18 protein-coding genes and 1 tRNA gene are annotated in these 19,090 nt (G+C 46.7%); 15 read left to right on the forward strand and 4 right to left on the reverse strand.

The features are described from left to right. Nucleotides 1-91: 91 nt before the first annotated feature. The 10 genes from Q0198_RS07810 (at nt 92) to Q0198_RS07855 (ending at nt 9,913) form a co-directional block, all read left to right on the forward strand. On the forward strand, nt 92-841 hold the full coding sequence (locus tag Q0198_RS07810) for an RluA family pseudouridine synthase (protein WP_297896702.1): 750 nt from the start codon (nt 92-94) through the stop codon (nt 839-841). A gap of 66 nt (nt 842-907) precedes the next feature. Further along, nucleotides 908-2,248 (forward strand): signal recognition particle protein, encoded by a 1,341-nt coding sequence (ffh, locus tag Q0198_RS07815; RefSeq protein WP_297896704.1) that lies wholly within the window; start codon nt 908-910, stop codon nt 2,246-2,248. 78 nt (nt 2,249-2,326) lie between these two features. Further along, nucleotides 2,327-2,557 (forward strand): 30S ribosomal protein S16, encoded by a 231-nt coding sequence (gene rpsP, locus Q0198_RS07820; RefSeq protein ID WP_297896705.1) that lies wholly within the window; start codon nt 2,327-2,329, stop codon nt 2,555-2,557. A gap of 1 nt (nt 2,558) precedes the next feature. Then, on the forward strand, nt 2,559-2,801 hold the full coding sequence (locus Q0198_RS07825; RefSeq protein WP_297896706.1) for a KH domain-containing protein: 243 nt from the start codon (nt 2,559-2,561) through the stop codon (nt 2,799-2,801). Next, nucleotides 2,794-3,324, forward strand: coding sequence for a ribosome maturation factor RimM (gene rimM / locus Q0198_RS07830; protein ID WP_297896707.1), 531 nt, complete (start codon nt 2,794-2,796; stop codon nt 3,322-3,324). The genes Q0198_RS07825 and rimM overlap by 8 nt, the downstream gene beginning before the upstream one ends. After that, on the forward strand, nt 3,321-4,022 hold the full coding sequence (gene trmD / locus Q0198_RS07835; protein WP_297896708.1) for a tRNA (guanosine(37)-N1)-methyltransferase TrmD: 702 nt from the start codon (nt 3,321-3,323) through the stop codon (nt 4,020-4,022). The genes rimM and trmD overlap by 4 nt, the downstream gene beginning before the upstream one ends. Continuing rightward, on the forward strand, nt 4,019-4,375 hold the full coding sequence (gene rplS / locus Q0198_RS07840) for a 50S ribosomal protein L19 (protein WP_005873155.1): 357 nt from the start codon (nt 4,019-4,021) through the stop codon (nt 4,373-4,375). Before trmD ends, rplS begins: the two co-directional genes overlap by 4 nt. A gap of 294 nt (nt 4,376-4,669) precedes the next feature. Beyond that, nucleotides 4,670-7,624 carry an acyl-CoA dehydratase activase gene (locus tag Q0198_RS07845; RefSeq protein ID WP_297896710.1) on the forward strand — a complete coding sequence of 985 codons (2,955 nt, stop codon included), beginning with the start codon at nt 4,670-4,672 and terminating at the stop codon, nt 7,622-7,624. Further along, entirely contained in the window at nt 7,624-8,910 is a 1,287-nt protein-coding gene (locus Q0198_RS07850) for a 2-hydroxyacyl-CoA dehydratase (protein WP_297896712.1), read from the forward strand. The genes Q0198_RS07845 and Q0198_RS07850 overlap by 1 nt, the downstream gene beginning before the upstream one ends. Before the next feature lie 373 nt (nt 8,911-9,283). Continuing rightward, on the forward strand, nt 9,284-9,913 hold the full coding sequence (locus tag Q0198_RS07855; protein ID WP_297896714.1) for a hypothetical protein: 630 nt from the start codon (nt 9,284-9,286) through the stop codon (nt 9,911-9,913). 51 nt (nt 9,914-9,964) lie between these two features. Here the strand turns inward: Q0198_RS07855 and Q0198_RS07860 are convergent. The 3 genes from Q0198_RS07860 to Q0198_RS07870 all read right to left on the reverse strand — a co-directional run bounded on the left by Q0198_RS07860 (nt 9,965) and on the right by Q0198_RS07870 (nt 11,974). After that, nucleotides 9,965-10,055: transfer RNA gene (locus Q0198_RS07860), tRNA-Ser, on the reverse strand. A gap of 630 nt (nt 10,056-10,685) precedes the next feature. Continuing rightward, complete coding sequence (locus tag Q0198_RS07865) at nt 10,686-11,102, reverse strand: polymer-forming cytoskeletal protein (protein ID WP_297883182.1); 417 nt, start codon at nt 11,100-11,102, stop codon at nt 10,686-10,688. Next, a complete protein-coding gene (locus tag Q0198_RS07870; protein WP_306528386.1) occupies nt 11,054-11,974 on the reverse strand; it encodes a M23 family metallopeptidase in 921 nt (306 codons plus the stop codon). The genes Q0198_RS07865 and Q0198_RS07870 overlap by 49 nt, the downstream gene beginning before the upstream one ends. A gap of 165 nt (nt 11,975-12,139) precedes the next feature. Between Q0198_RS07870 and Q0198_RS07875 the strand changes: the two genes are divergently transcribed. After that, nucleotides 12,140-12,583 (forward strand): Dps family protein, encoded by a 444-nt coding sequence (locus tag Q0198_RS07875; protein WP_297896717.1) that lies wholly within the window; start codon nt 12,140-12,142, stop codon nt 12,581-12,583. Nucleotides 12,584-13,139: 556 nt separating this feature from the next. Here the strand turns inward: Q0198_RS07875 and Q0198_RS07880 are convergent. Next, nucleotides 13,140-13,496 (reverse strand): histidine triad nucleotide-binding protein, encoded by a 357-nt coding sequence (locus Q0198_RS07880; protein ID WP_297881238.1) that lies wholly within the window; start codon nt 13,494-13,496, stop codon nt 13,140-13,142. 130 nt (nt 13,497-13,626) lie between these two features. Here Q0198_RS07880 and pheS point away from each other — a divergent pair, with 130 nt between their 5' ends. From pheS to Q0198_RS07900, 4 genes are read left to right on the forward strand one after another with little or no spacing between them, the layout of a single operon-like run. Then, nucleotides 13,627-14,622: a phenylalanine--tRNA ligase subunit alpha gene (pheS, locus tag Q0198_RS07885; protein ID WP_297896719.1), complete on the forward strand. Its 996-nt coding sequence runs from the start codon at nt 13,627-13,629 to the stop codon at nt 14,620-14,622. Beyond that, nucleotides 14,619-16,949 carry a phenylalanine--tRNA ligase subunit beta gene (gene pheT, locus Q0198_RS07890; RefSeq protein ID WP_297896721.1) on the forward strand — a complete coding sequence of 777 codons (2,331 nt, stop codon included), beginning with the start codon at nt 14,619-14,621 and terminating at the stop codon, nt 16,947-16,949. Before pheS ends, pheT begins: the two co-directional genes overlap by 4 nt. Then, nucleotides 16,946-18,220, forward strand: a complete 1,275-nt coding sequence (aroA, locus tag Q0198_RS07895; RefSeq protein WP_297896722.1) for a 3-phosphoshikimate 1-carboxyvinyltransferase — start codon at nt 16,946-16,948, stop codon at nt 18,218-18,220. Before pheT ends, aroA begins: the two co-directional genes overlap by 4 nt. Further along, nucleotides 18,210-19,046, forward strand: a complete 837-nt coding sequence (locus Q0198_RS07900; protein WP_297896723.1) for a 4-hydroxy-3-methylbut-2-enyl diphosphate reductase — start codon at nt 18,210-18,212, stop codon at nt 19,044-19,046. Before aroA ends, Q0198_RS07900 begins: the two co-directional genes overlap by 11 nt. Nucleotides 19,047-19,090: the final 44 nt, after the last annotated feature.

A 19,090-nucleotide genomic window follows, 5' to 3' on the forward strand; every position in this document is an offset into this window, starting at 1 on the left:
TCGGCGGTTTCTTTCGTTTAGGAGGCTATATGACAAATTACTATGATGAAATCCTTATAGAGATAGAAAATTTAATCAAGGAAAGAATTTAATGCAAGAAAAGGCCTACAAACTGCTGGCGGCGCAGGAAAATATCTCGCACAACGAAGCCAAGGCTCTCATCGACGCAGGGCTTGTGAGCGCGCGCGGCGCAAAGATCGCTCTAGCGCGCGAGATGCTCGGCGAAAATACTAAATTTAGCGTAATGAAGCCCGCAAAACCCGCGATTATTTACGAGGATGAGAACGTTTTGGCGGTCAATAAGCCGCCCTTTATGAGCAGCGAAAATTTGGAAAAAATCTATAAATTCGGGCTTCTAAACCGCCTGGATAAGGAGACTAGCGGCGTCGTGCTGTTGTATAAGAATGAGAAATTTCGCGAAGCGGCGATTGCGGAATTTAAAAATTTGCGCGTGAAGAAAAGCTACATCGCGATCGTAAAAGGGATCGTGAGCGAAGAGATGAAATTTGACGAGCCGATTTTGACGATAAAAACCAGAAGCGGCGCGTTTTCTAAAATTTCGCCAAACGGCAAGAGCGCATTTAGCGAGGTTTATCCGCTTATGGTAAGCGGCAAAAAATCGCTCGTAAAGGTGCGGATCGAGACGGGCAGGACGCATCAGATCCGCGTGCATCTGGCGAACGCGGGCTATGGCGTAATAGGCGATGAAAAATACGCTAAAAGCCGTGCGAAGCGGATGTTTCTGCACTCATACGAGACCGAGATTTTGGGGCTAAAATTTAAAGCTCCGCTAGGTACAAGCTTCAACGAATTCGGCTTCGAAATTCCTAAAGAGCTCTGATATTCAATGGCTTTTAAGTTAATTTTAGGTAACATCGCAGGTTTAAAAATTTTATAAGGGATCAAAGTGTTTGAGATCATAAGCGAGTCGTTTAAAAACGCGGTCAATAAATTAAAAACAATCGATGACGAAAAAGCTTTAAAAAACGCCTTGGAGACGCTAAAAAAGGCGCTTTTAAAGGCCGACGTGCACCACAAAGTCGTAAAGGATTTTTTGGCGCTCGTCGAAGCCGATCTTCGTATCGGTACGATAGGACAGAAGCCGCTTTTGCAGTCCATCAAGACAAATTTGACTAAAATTTTAACGGCGCCTAGAGGCAGCAGCCAGGGATTTGTATTTGCCGGCACGCCTCCTACGGTAGCTTTGATGACGGGACTTCAAGGAAGCGGAAAATCTACAAGCACGATAAAACTCGCAAACTATCTGAAACTTCGTAAAAAAAAGGTCTTAGTCGCAGCGTGCGACTTGCAGCGCCTAGCCGCGGTCGAGCAGCTCCGCCAGCTGTGCGAGGCGAATGAGATCGAGCTGTTTTTTATCGAGGGCGAGAGCGATCCGCTAAAGGTTGCGGAAAAAGCGCTAAGCAAGGCTAAGAGCGGGCTTTATGACGTACTGCTCGTAGATACGGCGGGACGTCTTGCGATCGATGAGGCGCTAATGGCACAGCTTGCGGAGATGAAAAAAGCTCTAAATCCGCATGAAATTTTTTACGTAGCGGACGCCATGAGCGGTCAAGACGGCATTAAAACGGCCGCTAAATTTGATGAAATTTTAGGCCTAACGGGCGTGATTTTAAGCAAATTTGACGCAGATACCAAAGGCGGCGTAGCTCTTGGTATCGCTCAGCAGCTTGGCATCCCGCTTCGCTTTATCGGAACCGGCGAGAAGGTGGCCGATTTAGAGGGCTTTATACCCGATAGAATTACAGGTCGCATTATGGGCGAGGGCGATTTAGCGACGTTAGCCGAGAAGACAAGCACCGTTTTCGATGAAAGAGAAGCTAAGGCCTTGAACAAAAAGATCAAAAAGGGCGAGTTTAATTTCAACGATTTCGTAAATCAGCTCGAAAGCGTGAAAAAGCTCGGCAATATGAAAAATTTGATCGGCATGATCCCCGGGCTTTCCGGCATGGCGAATAAGATAAAAGATATCGATTTGGAAAACTCAAAAGAGATACTTCATATCAAGGCGATGATCAGCTCTATGACGCCGAAAGAGCGCGAAAATCCCGATCTGCTAAATAATTCGCGCAAGCGCAGACTCGCTGCTGGCGCGGGACTTTCGCAGGTGGAAGTAAACCGCTTTTTGAAGCAGTTCGCGGGCGCTTCGAAGCTTGCGAAGAAATTTTCGGGCAAGGGCGGTATGCAGGGGCTTGCCTCAATCGCTCAAAGGCAAAATTTACCGAGATAGCCTCTCGGTAGAGTTTGCAGATGTTTAAGTTTTAGCCATCTGCAAGTTCTAAAACTTACAAAAATTTAAGGAGAAAAAATGGCAACAGTTGTTAGGCTTACAAGAATCGGAAGAAAGAAGCAGCCTTTTTACCGCATCGTGGTAACGGATAGCAGGAAAAGACGCGACGGCGGCTTTATCGAGACGATCGGCTTTTATAACCCGCTAAAAGATGGCGATAATATTAAATTTGACGCGGAGCGTTTGGCATACTGGAAGAGCGTAGGCGCGAAGTTAAGCGATAGGGTCGCTCAAATCACAAGCAAATAAAATGGTAGAAAATTTTATAAAAGAATACGCAAAGTTGATCGCCGACTATCCGCAGTCCGTTTCTACGCAAAAGCGGGTCGGTGAAAACTTTACCGAGATCATCGTCCTTGCCGACAAGGCCGACACCGGCAAACTCATCGGCAAGGACGGCAAAATGATAAACGCCATAAAGACCGTCATCATTGGCTATAAAGCAAAAGATCCGATCAATTATAAAATTACCGTCAAAGCCAAAGATGCCTGATAATCTTTTAGAGGTCGCAAAGCTCGGTCGGACTATCGGCCTAAAGGGCGCGGTTAAAATTTTCGATCGCAGCGACTTCCCCTCTCAGTTTAAAAAAGGCGCTAAATTTTATCTGCGAAACGGCGAAATTTTAGAAATTCTATCCTTTAGCGGCGCAAATTCTAGCGCTATTTTTAAAAATTACGAAAGCGTAGAAGCGGCGGCAAATTTAACCAACCAAATCCTTTACCGAAGCAAAGAGGACACGCAGAAATTTTGCAAATTGCAAAAGGGCGAGTTCTTTTACTTCGATATTATCGGGCTTGAAATTTATGAAGACGGCGCGGTTTTGGGGCGCGTAAGGGACATATCGCAGATCGGAAGCGGCTATCTTTTCGAGGTAGAAACGGATGAAAGCTTAATCTCGCAGGCTTTGCCGAAAGAATTTTTCATCCCCTATGTGGACGCCTATGTGAAAGAAATTTCGCTTAGCGAGCGTAAAATTTTTACGCAAAATGCGCGCGCGATTTTGGAAAACTCATGAATTTTATCTTCGTTTCGCTATTTGAAAATCTCATCGCGCCGTATTTTGAGGACTCGATTTTAAAGCGCGCAGTCGATAAGAAAATAATCTCGACGCATTTTTTTAACCCGAGAAATTTCACGGCAAATCGGTATAAAAAGGTAGATGATTATATGATCGGTGGCGGTGCGGGGCTTTTGATTGGCACAGAGCCGCTTGCTAAGACGATCGAGCAGGTAAGAACTAAATTTAAAAACGCCAAGTTTATCTACCTCTCGCCTGCCGGTAAAAAATTTAACCAAAACGACGCCAAGCGCCTAAGCGGCGAGGAGAGTTTATGCTTTATCTGCGGGCGCTACGAAGGGATCGATGAGCGCATAGTCGAAAGATATGTAGATGAAATTTTTTGCATCGGCGATTTCGTTCTTACCGGCGGCGAGCTCGGCGCGCTTTGTATGTGCGATGCGATAAGCCGCAACATAAAAGGCGTTTTGGGCAACGAAAGCTCGCTCGTCGAAGAAAGCTTTGAAGGCGGAATTTTAGAGGCGCCTGCATTTACAAAGCCTGATGTTTTTGAAAATTTACCTATAGTTTCAGAGTTTTTAAAGGGTAATCACGCTAAAATGCGCAACTTAAAAAATCAAATGGCGCTATGCAAAACGAGGTTCTTCCGCCCGGATATGTACCGAAAAATCGCCAGAAATAAAGGAAATTTATGAAAAACAAGTATATCCAAGCGTTTGAGGACGCTCAGATCACAAGCAAAAGTGTGCCTGATTTCCGTGCCGGCGACACCTTAAAGGTAGCCATCAGGATCAAAGAGGGCGATAAGAGCAGAATTCAAAATTTCGAAGGTACCTGCATTGCGCGCCGTGGAAACGGCGTCAGCGAGACCTTCATTATTCGCAAGATCGGCGCAAATAGCGTCGGCGTAGAGAGAATTTTCCCGATCTACAGCGAAAGCATCGAAAGCATCGAGGTTCTAAGAAAAGGACGCGTTCGCCGCGCGAAACTATTTTACCTACGCGACAGACGCGGTAAAGCGGCTAAAATCAAAGAGCTTCGAAAATAATCCTTTAAATTTATACTTCCCAATTCAAAAGGAAGCTCTTTTTATAATGCGCGAGATTTTAAAAAATTTCGCGCAAAATTCACTCGCATTAAATCTAAAATTTTACAACTTTTCCATTAAAATTTTTAGTTTTAAACTGCCCAAAATTCGTCTTTCTCGATAGAAAAAGATAAAATATATCCTGATTTTATTTGCGTTTAAAAATATTACTATAAAATGCAAATTTTAATTTAGAAAGCTCGCGCTAAATTTGAGAATTTGGCCGAGTAAAATTTATTCAGTAAAGAGCGAGATGTGATTTTTTTAGGCATTGACGTAGGATCAACCACTGTTAAAACGGTAGTTTTAAACGATAAATATGAAATTTTAAGCAAGAGCTACGAGCGGCATTTGGCAAAGCCCAAAGAGCTGGTGTTGGATAAAATTTTGCAAATCCAAAAAACCTATGCAGGCGAGCAATTCAGCGTCGCCATAGCGGGTTCGGCAGGCATGGGTATCGCCAAAAATTGCAAAATTCCGTTCGTCCAAGAGGTTTTCGCTACCTCGCTCGGCGTCAAGCGGATGTTTCCAAAGACCGACGTCGTCATTGAGCTCGGCGGCGAGGACGCTAAAATTTTATTTCTCACGGGCGGACTTGAGGAGCGGATGAACGGCTCGTGTGCGGGTGGTACCGGTGCATTTATCGATCAGATGACCAACCTTTTGCATCTGGATATCACGGAGCTTGACCGCTTAAGCTTTGCGGCAAATAAAATTTACCCGATCGCCTCACGCTGTGGTGTGTTTGCTAAAAGCGACATTCAGCCGCTACTAAATCAGGGCGTTAGAAAAGAGGATATTTGCGCTAGTATCTACGCCGCGGTCGTCGAGCAGACGATTTCAGGGCTTGCGCAAGGTCGCGAAGTTAAGGGCAATATCCTGTTTCTAGGCGGTCCGTTGTTTTTCCTAAAAGGCCTTCAGGCGCGCTTTAAAGAGGTGCTAAAGCTTACCGACGAAACCGCGACCTTCCCGGACATTGCGCCTTACTTCGTGGCTTACGGCAGCGCGCTGTACGCAAAAGATACAGGCGAGACTTTAAATTTGGAAGAGACGATCGCGCTTTTAAAAAAGGAGCCCGACAGGACCGCTCTGGAAGCCGAGCCGCCGCTTTTTAAAGACAGAGCGGAATTTGACGAGTTCATCGCCCGCCATGCTCGCGCGAGCGTGCCTAAGGTGGATATCCACGCCTACAGCGGAGATGCGTATTTGGGCGTGGATTGCGGCAGCACTACGATCAAAGTCGTGCTGATGGGCGCAAACTACGAGCTGCTGTATAAATTTTACTCCTCCAATAAAGGCGATCCGGTCGATATCCTGCTGCCGCGTCTTAAGGAGCTATACGATCTTTGCGAGGGCCGCATCAAGATCAAGGGCAGCGGCGTTACCGGCTACGGCGAGGATCTCATTAAAACCGCCTTTCGCTTCGATTACGGTATCGTTGAGACGATCGCGCATTATAGCGCCGCGCGCCACTTCAATCCGAAGGTAGATTTTATCATCGACATCGGCGGGCAGGACATCAAGTGCTTCTCCATTAAAGATGGCAATATCGATTCTATCGTGTTAAACGAGGCGTGCAGCTCGGGCTGCGGCTCGTTTTTGCAGACCTTTTCAAATTCCTTGGGTTACGATATCAAAGATTTTGCAAGCTTAGCCCTTTTTGCGACTCACCCCGCCAAGCTCGGTAGCCGCTGCACGGTCTTTATGAACTCTTCGGTTAAGCAAGCTCAAAAAGACGGCGCTACGATCGAGGACATCAGCGCAGGTCTTGCTATTAGCGTCATCAAAAATGCGATTTACAAGGTTATCCGCGTGCGAAACGCCGACGATTTAGGTCAAAACATCGTAGTGCAGGGCGGTACCTTTTTAAACAACGCTGTGCTGCGCGCTTTTGAAAAAGAGCTCGGTAAAAATGTGATTCGCCTCGATATAAGCGAGCTTATGGGTGCATACGGCGCGGCGCTTTTTGCCAAAAATAACGCAAACGAGCGCACCGATATGATCAGTCGCGCCGAGCTTGAAAACTTTACCCACCGCAGCGAATTTAGCGTCTGCAAGCTCTGTACGAACAAATGCCCGCTTACGATCAGCTACTTCGGCGATACTAAATTTGTCTCGGGCAATAAATGCGAGCGCGGCGCGGGCAAGGAGATCCGCCACGACATTACGAATTTATTTGAGTTTAAAAACGAGCTTTTGCGAAAATATCGCAAGCCGCCGAAGCAAGACGCACCGCGAGTCGGAATTCCGTTTGTTTTGAATATGTTTGAGATGATCCCGTTTTGGAGCGCGTTTTTTGAAAATTTAGGCATGAGCGTCGTGCTGTCGCAAAAGCCGCGAAAAGAGACGTTGTTTTTAGCAAGCCAGAGCATCCCGAGCGATACCGTCTGCTACCCGGCTAAAAGCGTGCACGGCCACATCTACGATCTGCTAAATAAAAGCGTCGATTTTATCTTCTATCCGTGTATGAGCTACAGCCTCGATGAAAATATTAGCGAGAACTGCTACAACTGCCCCGTAGTCGCATACTACCCCGAACTGATACGCGCGAACGTAGGGGCGCTGGAGGAGAAAAAATTCCTCTATCCGCACGTGGATCTGAATATGCAGGACTCGTTTTCAAAGACAATGCAAAGCGAGCTTGCGGATGCCGGGTATAAATTTAATGTCGATGCGATCAAAAACGCCGTATTTCAGGGATTAAAGGAGCTGCAAAACTATAAAAACACCGTCCTAATCAAGGGCGAGGAGACCCTAAAAGAGATACAAAGCAGCGGTGCTAGCGCCGTGGTGCTAGCGGGTCGCCCGTATCATATCGACAAGACGATCAACCACGGCATTGATCGCTATCTAAATTCCTTGGGCTTTATAGTGCTTAGCGAGGACGCGCTGCCGCTTAGCAGGGTGCAGACGAAAAGCCTTAATCAATGGACCTACCACGCCAGGCTTTATAGCGCGGCGCGGTTCGTCTGTAAATACCCGCGCATGCAGCTGGTGCAGCTAGTGAGCTTTGGCTGCGGGATCGATGCGATCACGGGCGACGAGGTGCGCGACATACTGCGTCAAAACGGTAAAATTTACACTCAACTTAAAATCGACGAGGTTACGAACCTAGGCGCCGTTAAAATTCGTCTGCGTAGCCTAAAAGCGACCATGATAGAGCGCGAGAGGCAAGGCGCGCAACAAGAAGCAAGAAAGGATGCGCGCTAATGTTTGCTAAATTTACGAAGGATATGAAAGCGACCCACACGATATTGATCCCCACGATGATCGATCCGCATTTTCGCTTTATGCAAGGCGTGCTGCGCGACGAGGGCTATAAGAGCGTCTTGCTCGGCGAAAATCGTCAAAATATCGTCGTGCGTCCGGTGCTCGAAAAGCATGGCTATAAGGTCGTCGTGCCGGCTCTGCCGGACAAAGCGGCGATCGACCTCGGGCTGCGCTATGTGAACAACGATATGTGCTATCCCGCGCTGCTCGTCATCGGGCAGTTTATCGACGCGCTCAAAAGCGGCGAGTTCGACACACACAAAGTAGCGCTTCTCATCAGCCAAACGGGCGGCGGCTGCAGAGCGAGCAACTACATAAATTTGCTTCGCAAAGCGCTTGAGGACAGCGGCTTTAGCTACGTTCCCGCAATCTCGTTAAATTTCGGCTCGCTAGATGAGAATGAATTTAGCCTCGGCAAAAAATCGCTTCTAAAGCTCTTCGCCGCGATATTTTACGGCGATTTGATGATGGGGCTGTATAATCAGTGCAAGCCCTACGAAAAGATCAAAAACCAAACGAATGAAATTTACGAACTCTGCGCCGAGCGGATCAAAAATTTGACCGACCAAAGATCGTTCTTCAATCTCAAGAAAAATTTTAAATTTATCCTCTCGCAGTTCGCTAAAATCGAGCGTGACGATAAGCCGCGAGTGAAGGTAGGCATCGTGGGCGAAATTTATCTCAAATACTCGCCCATCGGCAACAACGGCCTGAACGCCTATCTCATCCGCGAAAACGCGGAGCCCGTAAATACGGGGCTGATGGACTTCGTGCTTACCTGCATCTACGATGCGGTCTACGACAAGCAGCTCTACGGCAAGGGTGGCGTGGCGTATTACGGCTCGCTTGCGGTCGCTAAAGTAGTGGAATTTTTCCAGCGCATGATGATTAAGCAGATGAAGCGTTTTGGCTTTCGCGCGCCGAGCCCATTTAGCGAGGTTCGTGCCGCCGCCAATGGCTACATCGGTCACGGCGTGAAGATGGGCGAGGGCTGGCTGCTGACGGCAGAGATGGTCGAGTTCATGCGCCACGGCATACAAAACGTCGTGTGCGCGCAGCCCTTCGGTTGCCTGCCAAACCACATCATCGCGCGCGGAATGATCCGAAAGATCAAACAAAACTACCCACAGGCAAACATCGCCGCAATCGATTATGACCCGGGCGCAAGCGCGGTAAATCAAGAAAACCGCATAAAGCTGATGCTTGCTAACGCAAATCGAAAGTAGCATGTGCCACATATCAAAAAGAGCTTTGGAATTTTAGATTCTAAAGCCTACCGTAAAATTTTAAAATTTAAAAGTAAGCCTGCGATGATGGTTAAATTTTGACACGCAAATGGTTCGCTTCCTTTCGCGAAATTTCCTCGAGATTTTGAAATTTTAAATTTCGAAACGCCCTTATGTTTATTTTGCCTCTTCCGTGCATTCCGGCTTCAGCTCTTACGAAATTCATCATAATTTTATACAAATCCGCGCGAAATTCTACGCGTCGCCGCCATAGAATTCCGCCGCAGAATTCTATTCTGCCGCGCCGTAAAATTCCACTCTCGTTAAGGCAAAATTTAATACAATCCGTCTTTAAATTTTACAAAGGAAGTTTATGAAATTTTGGATTTGCGGCGCGGTTTTGGCACTATGCTGTGGAGTTTTTAGCGGATGTGCGAGTAAGAATTTGCCGGGCTATTTGCAGGGGCGCGAGCATATCGTCGCGATGAGCGCGGCGTCCGGCGGTCAGCTGCGAATGAGTGGCGAGATTTACGATTACGTATTTGATGCGAATCTTAGTGCCGTGCGCGCCAAGGTCGCAAGTCTGGCGTCGCTAAATAAAGACGCGATAAGGCGCAACGTAAGCATGCTCACGATCGACAGATATAACGAGGGTAGCGATGCCGCATATATCCAACACGAAATCGAGCTCGTAAAATACGATCTGCCGCTATCCGTGCAGGCTAAGCTGATGGACGACCCAGAGCAGCTGGAGCCCGCGTATAGCTCTACGTTTCGCTACTCTTATCTGATCGAAGGCAAATATTTTAAGCGCCTAAAAGATCACGACGAGCTGCGCAGGTCGCACCGCCTAGGCGTGCCGATCGAGTATCCCGCGCGTATAGCGGTCGATAGCGGGATCAAAAGCGAGCGCGATGCAAAAATGGATACCGACATACAAGGACTCATCGTAATGCCGCTAATGATGCCGGTGCTGCTGTTAGGCAGTATCCTAGGCGGCTAGAATCGACTGAACCACGGAAGTGAAATTTTATTGATTTAAATTTTAAAATAGTGGCGGACAGAGAGGGATTTGAACCCTCGAGCCCCGGTTAGAAGCTGCACCCTTAGCAGGGGTGTGGTTTCGGCCACTCACCCATCTGTCCACAAAAAGAAATCGCATTATACATAACTAATCTAATAATGGGCTTAAATTAGCTCAGCTCGCGGAATTTATCACCTCGCGGATATTTTGAGCTGGCGGCACAAAGAGATATAATGAGTCAAAACATTCGACGTAGATAATTTATACTTGCTTACACAGCTTCTGCGAAACTTAAAACTTATGCGAGCTTTTAAAGTCTGTGCGAGCAAAAAATTTGCGTCCATGCGTTATTTTGCGGCAAAATTTTAAAATTTTAAATTCAGCCGGGCGCGAATTTTAAAATCCGGCTTACAAACAAAATTTCAAAACCCCGTGCAAGTGCAAAATTTTAGAATTTAGGGTTTTACGATCTGCGTAATTCTGAAATTTTAAGCATAGTTAAGCTTTAAAATTTCGAAAATTTCAAAGCTTAAAAATTTCAATAATTTTGGTTGCGAGGATTTTAAAATTTGGAATTTTTCAAAATTCCAAATTTTAAGATTGATTACGCTCTAAGATTATGCAAATATAAAAATCTTTAAAATTCTAAGAATTCCAAAGGCTAGAAATTCTAAAATTTCAATATCAATCGGATTCTAAAACCCCGTTAGCTAAAGCGTTTTAAATTCCAAGAATTCCAAATATGTGCGATTTATTCGCCTAAAGCTTTGTCGATGAGCTTGACGTCTTCACTTGCGCTGCCGTCGATGACTAGGGCTTGATCGCTGCCACTTACAGCGCTTTTTCCATTAAATTTTGCGCCGACTTCGATGCCGAAGCTTTGTGATAGCACGTCGCCCACGAGCACGCCGCCGCCTAGTAGCTCGACGAGCTCGGCTTCGATATTACCGAAAAATTTGCCGCTGATTACGATATGTTTGGCCCTAATCGAGCCGCGCGCGGTACCATTTTTACCGATGACGACAGTATTATCGGAGATCACGTCGCCTTCGACATTGCCATCGATATGCAAAATGCACGACAGGTGCAGCTCTCCTTTGATGAGCGTGCCTGACGAGATTATTGTTGTTTGAGCGGTGTTTGCATCGCCTTTATTAAAGATTGCCATGGGACATCTTCCTCCTTAGTAAAAATTTCTTTGTAATTTTTTTCGTTCCAGTTGATGAAATTTAGCGGATCTAGCGGCAGCTGCAAAAATCTAATCTCGTAGTGCAGATGAGGTCCGGTGCTAAGCCCGGTGTTGCCGCTAAAAGCGATAAGATCGCCTTTGTTTACAAACTCGCCTACTTTGCGAGTTAAATTTGAATCCAAATGCGCATATCGTGTCGTAAAGCCGTAGTTGTGGCGGATCTCGACTAGATTGCCATAGCCCGTAGCACCCGCGCCGCTGTATTGGATGATGCCGTCTGCAGGCGCGTAGATAGGAGTTTTAGGCGGCGTACGTAGATCAACGCCCGGGTGAAACTGCTTGCGCTTTAAGATGGGATGGTTGCGCCAGCCGAATTTCTCGCTGAGCTGATGAGTGCGCATTACCCTGCCGTTTGGGATCTGCATAAAAATTTCTTTTATCAGCGCGTCGGAGAATTTTTCGTTGATGATCTTTTGCGCACGCTCTTTAATCTCTTGTTCGGAAGTAGGCTTGATGTGAGATAGGCGGTCGATCGCGCGCTCATCCTCCTCAGGATCAAGCCCAAACTGATGCTCCAAATCCGAAATTTTACCCTCGATGGCTTCAAATTCCATCTGACTTGCCGCAATACCGTCGCGAAGTTTTTGATTTAGCTCGTTAAGCTCGGTTTTGGTTCGCGAAAGGCTATCGATTTTAGAGCCCAGATACCTGATATATAGCGCACCCGTGACGAAAACGGTAAAAACAAATAGCACCAAATATAACGCGATCTTTTTGATGATTTGCGAGAGCAAAAAATTCCTAGAGCCGTTAAGGTCGGTTATAGTTATCATAAATTTGTTTTTCATAATGCGGCATTATAATGCAGCATAGCTGAAATTTCAAAAAAATTGTAGATAAATTTAAAAGCCATTTAATTTCAAAATTTCACTAAAAGATAAAATTTATTACTTAGTATAATTATAATTTAAGAAAATCTTGCTATAATTACAGCAATTTTAAATAAAGGAGACACAATGTCAAAAACAGTAAAACAACTAAACAAACTTCAGGCGGACGCTCATGCGTTCTTTGTCGCATTCCACGATTATCACTGGAATGTTAAGGGCTTACAATTCGCGCAGGTTCACGCTTATACCGAGAAAGCATACGACGAGATGGGCGAGCTTTTCGACGATATGGCTGAGCGCGCGCTTCAAATAGGTGGCAAGGCCGTAACTAAGGCTAAGGATCTAATTGAGTTTTCAAAAGACGCTCCAATTAGCGTAAAAGATAGCTATAGCGTATCTGAGGTACTCGAGGATGTTAAAAAAGCCTATGAGTATTTAGTAAAAGAATTTAAAAAGCTTCAAGAAGTAGCCGAAGAAGAGGGCGACGATACGACTTCAAATATTGCGCAGGATCACTACGGCGATTATGAAAAACGCCTATGGATGCTAAGCTCAATGCTAAGCAAATAATCCCCGCAAATCCTTTCAAAATTTTTAGGGGGCATATGCCCCCTAAAATCTATTAAAGTTAATATTGAAATTCCAAGAAATTTTAAAATTCTAAGATTATAATTTCACGCTAAAATTTTAAATTATGCTTGAAAACTGAAGCTAAATCGCTCATTCAAAGCAAAATTCATGTAGGTTTTAAATTTCATATCATCGAAATCTAACTCATTTGCCATGTAAAATCATAACTCTTTTTATAAAGCTCGGTCTAATTTAAAATTTTGCTGCGTCGTTAAAATTTCTTGTCGATTTCAAATTTCATAGCCGTAAAAATTCTAAGAGCTAAGGCTTTGCAGATAAAGAATGGCATTTGCGAAGAGCTCGCTTGTGATAAATTTATATTGCTTTTTAGCGTCTGATGATAAATTTTGGCTTGCAGTTTTACTATTTTGATTATTTTTAAAACCTCGGTGCTTATAAATGAAGCGGAATTTTAAAAATTTCAAAGAATTTCGCAAATTCCGTAAAATTTTGCAATTTCACGGAATTTTGATTTTAATAGAATTTGGTTCGAGCCTTAAAAATTCTCTTCAGTATTGCGGTCACTGACATGGTCCCACGGCAGCTTCATTCCGCCCAGGATATGAAAGTGCAGATGCATCACCTCCTGACCCCCATTTTCGCCGCAGTTGCAAACGAGGCGGTATCCGCTCTTATCAAGCCCCATTTTGCGAGTTACTTCTTGGATAAAAGCGCTCATTTTGCTCATCACTTCAGGCGGTGTTACTTGAAAGTTTTCGTAGCATTTTTTAGGGATCGCCAGGATATGGATCGGCGCTTTTGGGTTGATGTCGTGGAAGGCCAAAAATTCATCGTTCTCTAACACTTTGTTGCACGGGATTTCGCCGTTTACGATCTTTTCGAAGACGTTCATTTTAGATCCTTTTATGAGGGTTGAAATTTAGCCGCGATTATAGCCAAAAAATCCAAACACGCAAATTTACCTAGCTTTTATCAAATTTTAACTACAATCGCGCCATTAAATTTAACCACAAGGATAGAATTTGCAAGAAATTAAAGCAAAAATCGACGCCGCATCAAGCTTAAGCGAGCTGGAAGCCGTGCGCTTAGAGCTTTTCGGCAAAAAAGGCATCATAACGGCGCTTTTTTCCGAGCTCAAATCCGCAGCGCCCGAGCAGAAAAAAGAGCTTGCCGTAAGCGCGAATGAAAAGCGAGATTATTTCAGCGAGCTCATCGCCGCAAAAAGGGCGAGCTTGGAAGAGGCGGAGCAAAAAGAGGCGATGAAAAATGAAGCAACCGACGTCACGCTTTTTAACGAAAACGTAAGCTGCGGCGCGCTGCATCCGGTGATGGAGACGATGGATAAGATCATAGACTACTTCATCGCGCAAAATTTCAGCGTTGAAAGCGGCCCGCTCATCGAGGATGACTTCCATAATTTCGAGGCGCTAAATTTACCCAAATACCACCCGGCGCGCGATATGCAAGATACGTTTTATCTAAATGACGGGCGCCTGCTGCGCACGCATACCAGCGGCGTTCAGATCCGCACGATGGAGAAATTTAAAGCTCCGCCGGTGCGCATGATCGCCCCGGGCGCGGTATTTCGCCGCGATATGGATCTAACCCACACGCCGATGTTTCATCAAGTAGAAGGCCTCGTAGTCGAGCAGGGAGACCGCGTGAGCTTTGCGAATTTAAAATACGTTTTAGAGGAATTTTTGCGCTATATGTTTGGAGACGTAAAGGTGCGCTTCCGCCCGAGCTTCTTTCCGTTTACGGAGCCTAGCACCGAGGTCGATATCAGCTGTATTTTCTGCCACGGCGAGGGATGCCGCGTCTGTAAGCAGACGGGCTGGCTCGAGGTGTTAGGCAGCGGCGTGGTCGATCCTAACGTCTTTAAAGCGGTGGGCTGGAAAAACGTCAGCGGATACGCATTCGGGCTCGGTGTGGAGAGATTTGCGATGCTGCTGCACGGTATCCCCGATCTGCGCTCGCTATTTGAAGGCGATATTAGATTATTGGAGCAGTTTAAATGATAATAACGAGAAATTGGTTGCAGGAGTGGATCGACATAAGCGAAATTTCAAGCGAAAAGCTGCTTTCTACGCTAAATTCTATCGGTCTTGAGGTTGACGCTCACGATAAAATTTCACTTCCTAAAGGCGTCGTAGTAGGACTCGTAAAAAGTAAGCGTCGTCACGAGAATTCCGATCATCTAAATGTTTGCGAGGTTGATGTCGGTAAGCAGAGCCTGCAGATCGTCTGCGGCGCGAAAAACGTCGAGGCAGGGCAATATGTCGCGGTTAGCCTCGTCGGCGCCGTGCTGCCTAGCGGTCTTGAGATAAAGCCCGCCAAACTTCGCGGCGTGGAGAGCTTCGGCATGATCTGTTCGGCAACCGAGCTTGGACTTGCTAAGACGAATGACGGCATTATGGTGCTTGATAGCAGTATCGGCGAGCTCGTGCTCGGCAAGGAGCTGCGCGAGTATGAAATTTTTAACGACGATCTTATCGAGATCGAGCTTACCGCTAATCGCGGCGACTGCCTTAGCATCTTAGGCATAGCGCGCGATCTAGGCGCGGCACTTGATCTACCGCTAAAGGAAAAACACGAGTTTGAAGATGCCGACGGAGCGCCTGGTATCGGTAGAATTCTAAGCGTGCGTGCAAGCGATGAGGTAAGCGCTAAATTTGCTTTTCGAGCTTATGAGATCAAAGGCGAGCTGAAGTTAAATTTAAAGCAGACCTTGCGTCTCGCAAGCGTTGGTATTTTGCAAAGCTGCGCGGTGCAAAATTTCATCAACTACGCTACTCATTCTACCGGAGTGTTGCTGCGTGCTTATGATTTTGAAAAGATCGCTTCCGCAGACGGCAAGGTGGCGCTTGACATAAAGCCTATGCCAAACGGCGAGTTCGGCGTTTATGCGGGCAAGAGACTGCTTAGCGTGGCAGGGATTTGCCAAGACGCGGAGCTAAAGGCGTGTTGCAGTAGCAAAGTGGTGCTATTAGAGGCAAACTACACCGCGCCACTAATTATCGCCAGAGCAGTAAACGAAAATAAAAGCCTAAAAGGTGACGAGCACGTGTATCGCTCAAGCAGAGGCAGCGAGCCAAAGCTTAGGCTGGGGCTAGATCTGCTATTTAGATTGCTACTTAAAAATAAAGCCGTGAGCCTATATGCGGGCACACAAAAGATTTCAAATGCTTTGGAGCCGCTTATTGTGGGCTTTAGCGAAAAAGAGATAAACTCAATGATCGGCGCGCAAATTCCACGCGATAAGATCGTAAAAATTTTAAAAAGGCTGGGCTTTGATGTGGGCGTCGAAGCCGATCTCATCACCGCCAAGGTGCCGCCTTTCCGCCACGATATCGTAAATTCTCACGATGTGTGCGAGGAGATCGTGCGTATCGTGGGCATCGACAATATCGCTGCCGCGCCGCTAAGCTTCTACGAGAAAAACCGCCTAAACGATACCTACGTAAATTTGCAAAACGGGCGTAAGCTTCGCAGCAAGGCGGCAGCAGTGGGATTTTTCGAGTGCGTGCATTATGTATTTGACGACGGAAAGGCTCTGCAAAGCTTAGGCTTTGCGCCGTGCAAGGTTAAAATTTTAAATCCGATAAACGGCGAGCTGGACGCGCTAAGACCGACGCTGATTAATCATCTGCTGGAATCTGCGGAGCGAAATTTAAAGAATTCTCGTAGAAGCGTTAAACTTTTTGAGCTAGGAGAGGTCTTTGACGAAAGCGGCGCGCAGAGCCTAAGGCTGGGCTTTATAGTTAGCGGACTAAAAGCCGAGCCCTCTATCGCTGCCGGCGCAAAACCCGCTGCGGTGGATTTTTTGTATTTTGCAAATTTAATCCAAAGCGTCATCGGTAAATTTAAGGTCAGGCTGCCTGGCGAAAATTTGAAATTTTTAAGCGAATTCGAGCAAGCTCAGATCGAGCAGGGCGGGCAGATAGTGGGCTTTATCGGGCGCGTGGATTACGCCGTAGAAGCAGGGCGCGATCTGGATAAAAGCTATCTGTGCGAGATCGATTTTTCCAAGCTTAAATTTGAAAATATCGTAGCGGATGCTTATTCGAAGTTCCCTAGCGTATCGCGCGATCTAAGTATTTTGGTGCCGAACGGAATGCGCTTCGAGCAGATCAAAGAGTGCATAGAGGCCCTTAAAATCGAGGCGCTAAAGGAATTTATCCCGAGCGATCTTTACGGCGACGAAAGCCTGGGCGATTCAAAGAGCCTGACGATCAGGCTTGTATTTCAAGACCTTCAAAAAACCCTCTGCGACGAGGAAGTGGCGGGCTTTACCGATAAAATTTTAGCCGCGCTTAGCAGCGAGCTGGGACTTGGGCTGCGATGAGAATTTTTGCGCAAGCAAGCCCTTTGCGGGCGGAGATTTCAAATATCGCCGCGGATAAATCGATCTCACACCGCGCGGCGATCTTTTCGCTGCTAGCGGAGGGGATGAGTAAAATTTCAAACTATCTTGAGGCCGAAGATACGCAAAATACGTTAAAGATCGTGGAGCTTTTGGGCGCTTGCGTGCAGCGCGTAGAGGGCGAAATTTTAATCACTCCTCCCGCCGCTATCAAAGAGCCTAATGTCCCGCTTGATTGCGGCAACTCGGGTACGGCAATGCGGCTATTTATGGGCTTTTTGGCGGGACGCGAGGGCTTTTTCGTGCTGTGCGGTGATCGGTATCTAAGCGAGCGTCCGATGAGGCGCGTTGCGGACCCGCTTTGCAAAGTAGGCGCTAAAATTTACGGACGAGCAGGCGGCGAAAAGGCGCCGATTGCGGTGCTCGGGCAGAAGCTTGGGTATTTTGAATACGCAAGTAAGATTGCGTCCGCGCAGGTAAAGACCGCTTTGATTTTAGCGGCTCTGCGCGGCAGCGGATGTAAATTTAGCGAGCCCGAGCTTAGCCGCGATCACAGCGAGCGGATGCTAAAAGCGATGGGCGCGCAAATTTCGCGAAACGGTCTTGCGATCGAAGTTGCGCCCCTTAGCTCGCCGCTTAAACCGCTTGAAATTTTTATCCCAAACGATCCCAGCTCGGCGTTTTTCTTCGCGGTCGCCGCAGCGATAACCCCGGGCTCGCGCATAGTGCTAAAAAATATGCTGCTAAACAAAACCCGAATAGAGGCGTATGAAATTTTAAAACGCATGGGAGCCGAGGTTAAATTTAATAAAACGAGCGAATTTTACGAGCAGATCGGCGATATAGAGGTCGCTTACGCGCCGCTTCACGCCGTAGAGGTTAGCGAAAATATCTCGTGGCTGATAGATGAAGCGCCTGCGCTTGCGATCGCCTTTGCCTGCGCAAAGGGAAGTAGCGTGCTTAGAAATGCCGCCGAGCTACGCGTGAAGGAGTGCGACCGCATAAAAGTAACCTGCGAAGGGCTTCGCGCTTGCGGTATTAAGGCGCGCGAGCTACAGGACGGCTGGCAGATCGAAGGCGGCGAGGCAAACGCGGCGATCATCACGCCGTGCGGTGATCACCGTATCGCAATGAGTTTTGCGATTTTAGGCCTAAGATCGGGGATGATCATCGAAGATAGCGATTGTATCGCGACGTCGTTTCCAAATTTTGCCGCGATTTTAAGACAGATCGGAGCCAGCGTTGAAGATTGAGATGGCTAAAAGCTACGGCTTTTGCTTTGGCGTCAAGCGTGCGATCAAGATCGCAGAAAGCGCCGGCGAGGCCGCTACGATTGGTGAACTCATACATAACGCCGAAGAGATCAATAGGCTAAGGCAAAATTTCGGCGTCAAAACCCTGGGGGGCGTTAGCGAGATCAAGGACGAGCAAAAGCTCATCATCCGCACGCACGGCATCCAAAAGGACGATCTGCAAAACCTAAAAGCGCAAAACAAGCAGCTCATCGACGCTACCTGCCCTTTCGTAACCAAGCCGCAGCAGATCGTAGAAAAGATGAGCGCGGAGGGCTATGATATCGTAATCTTCGGCGATAAAAATCATCCCGAAGTAAAGGGCGTGAAATCCTACGCCAAAGGAAGAGTATGCGTAGTGCTGGAGCCCGCGGAGTTACTGCAGATCAAGCTTGGACCTCGCGTCGCGCTCGTTTCGCAGACTACGAAAAAGATAGAAAGCTTTACTAAAATCGCGGATTTTTTGATGCAACGCGCAAGGGAGCTGAGAATTTTTAATACGATTTGCAATGCGACGCTGGAAAATCAAGAGGCTGTAAAAAGCCTGTCACAAAAGGCCGACGTGATGATAATCGTAGGCGGGAAAAATTCCTCCAACACCAAGCAGCTTTTTTTAATCTCGCAAAATTTTTGCAAAGACAGTTATCTTATAGAAAACGAAAGCGAGCTTGAACGCTCGTGGTTTGAAAACAAAAGCCTCTGCGGCATCTCCGCAGGAGCTAGCACTCCCGATTGGATCATCAAAAAAGTAGTAGCGAGAATCGAAAGTCTAACGCAGAATTTATAAGCCCTCTTATCAAATTTACTCTTAGAAATTTATCAAATCGAAAG

This window comes from uncultured Campylobacter sp., assembly GCF_938045205.1.
GTDB lineage: Bacteria > Campylobacterota > Campylobacteria > Campylobacterales > Campylobacteraceae > Campylobacter_B.

What these genes read in the sequence shown, in the direction of transcription:
- Q0198_RS07810 (WP_297896702.1), top strand. Translation starts at nt 92, where the DNA reads ATGCAAGAAAAGGCCTACAAACTGCTGGCGGCGCAGGAAAATATCTCG.
- rpsP (WP_297896705.1), top strand. Translation starts at nt 2,327, where the DNA reads ATGGCAACAGTTGTTAGGCTTACAAGAATCGGAAGAAAGAAGCAGCCT.
- Q0198_RS07825 (WP_297896706.1), top strand. Translation starts at nt 2,559, where the DNA reads ATGGTAGAAAATTTTATAAAAGAATACGCAAAGTTGATCGCCGACTAT.
- rimM (WP_297896707.1), top strand. Translation starts at nt 2,794, where the DNA reads ATGCCTGATAATCTTTTAGAGGTCGCAAAGCTCGGTCGGACTATCGGC.
- trmD (WP_297896708.1), top strand. Translation starts at nt 3,321, where the DNA reads ATGAATTTTATCTTCGTTTCGCTATTTGAAAATCTCATCGCGCCGTAT.
- rplS (WP_005873155.1), top strand. Translation starts at nt 4,019, where the DNA reads ATGAAAAACAAGTATATCCAAGCGTTTGAGGACGCTCAGATCACAAGC.
- Q0198_RS07850 (WP_297896712.1), top strand. Translation starts at nt 7,624, where the DNA reads ATGTTTGCTAAATTTACGAAGGATATGAAAGCGACCCACACGATATTG.
- Q0198_RS07855 (WP_297896714.1), top strand. Translation starts at nt 9,284, where the DNA reads ATGAAATTTTGGATTTGCGGCGCGGTTTTGGCACTATGCTGTGGAGTT.
- Q0198_RS07865 (WP_297883182.1), bottom strand. Translation starts at nt 11,102, where the DNA reads ATGGCAATCTTTAATAAAGGCGATGCAAACACCGCTCAAACAACAATA.
- Q0198_RS07875 (WP_297896717.1), top strand. Translation starts at nt 12,140, where the DNA reads ATGTCAAAAACAGTAAAACAACTAAACAAACTTCAGGCGGACGCTCAT.
- Q0198_RS07880 (WP_297881238.1), bottom strand. Translation starts at nt 13,496, where the DNA reads ATGAACGTCTTCGAAAAGATCGTAAACGGCGAAATCCCGTGCAACAAA.
- pheT (WP_297896721.1), top strand. Translation starts at nt 14,619, where the DNA reads ATGATAATAACGAGAAATTGGTTGCAGGAGTGGATCGACATAAGCGAA.
- aroA (WP_297896722.1), top strand. Translation starts at nt 16,946, where the DNA reads ATGAGAATTTTTGCGCAAGCAAGCCCTTTGCGGGCGGAGATTTCAAAT.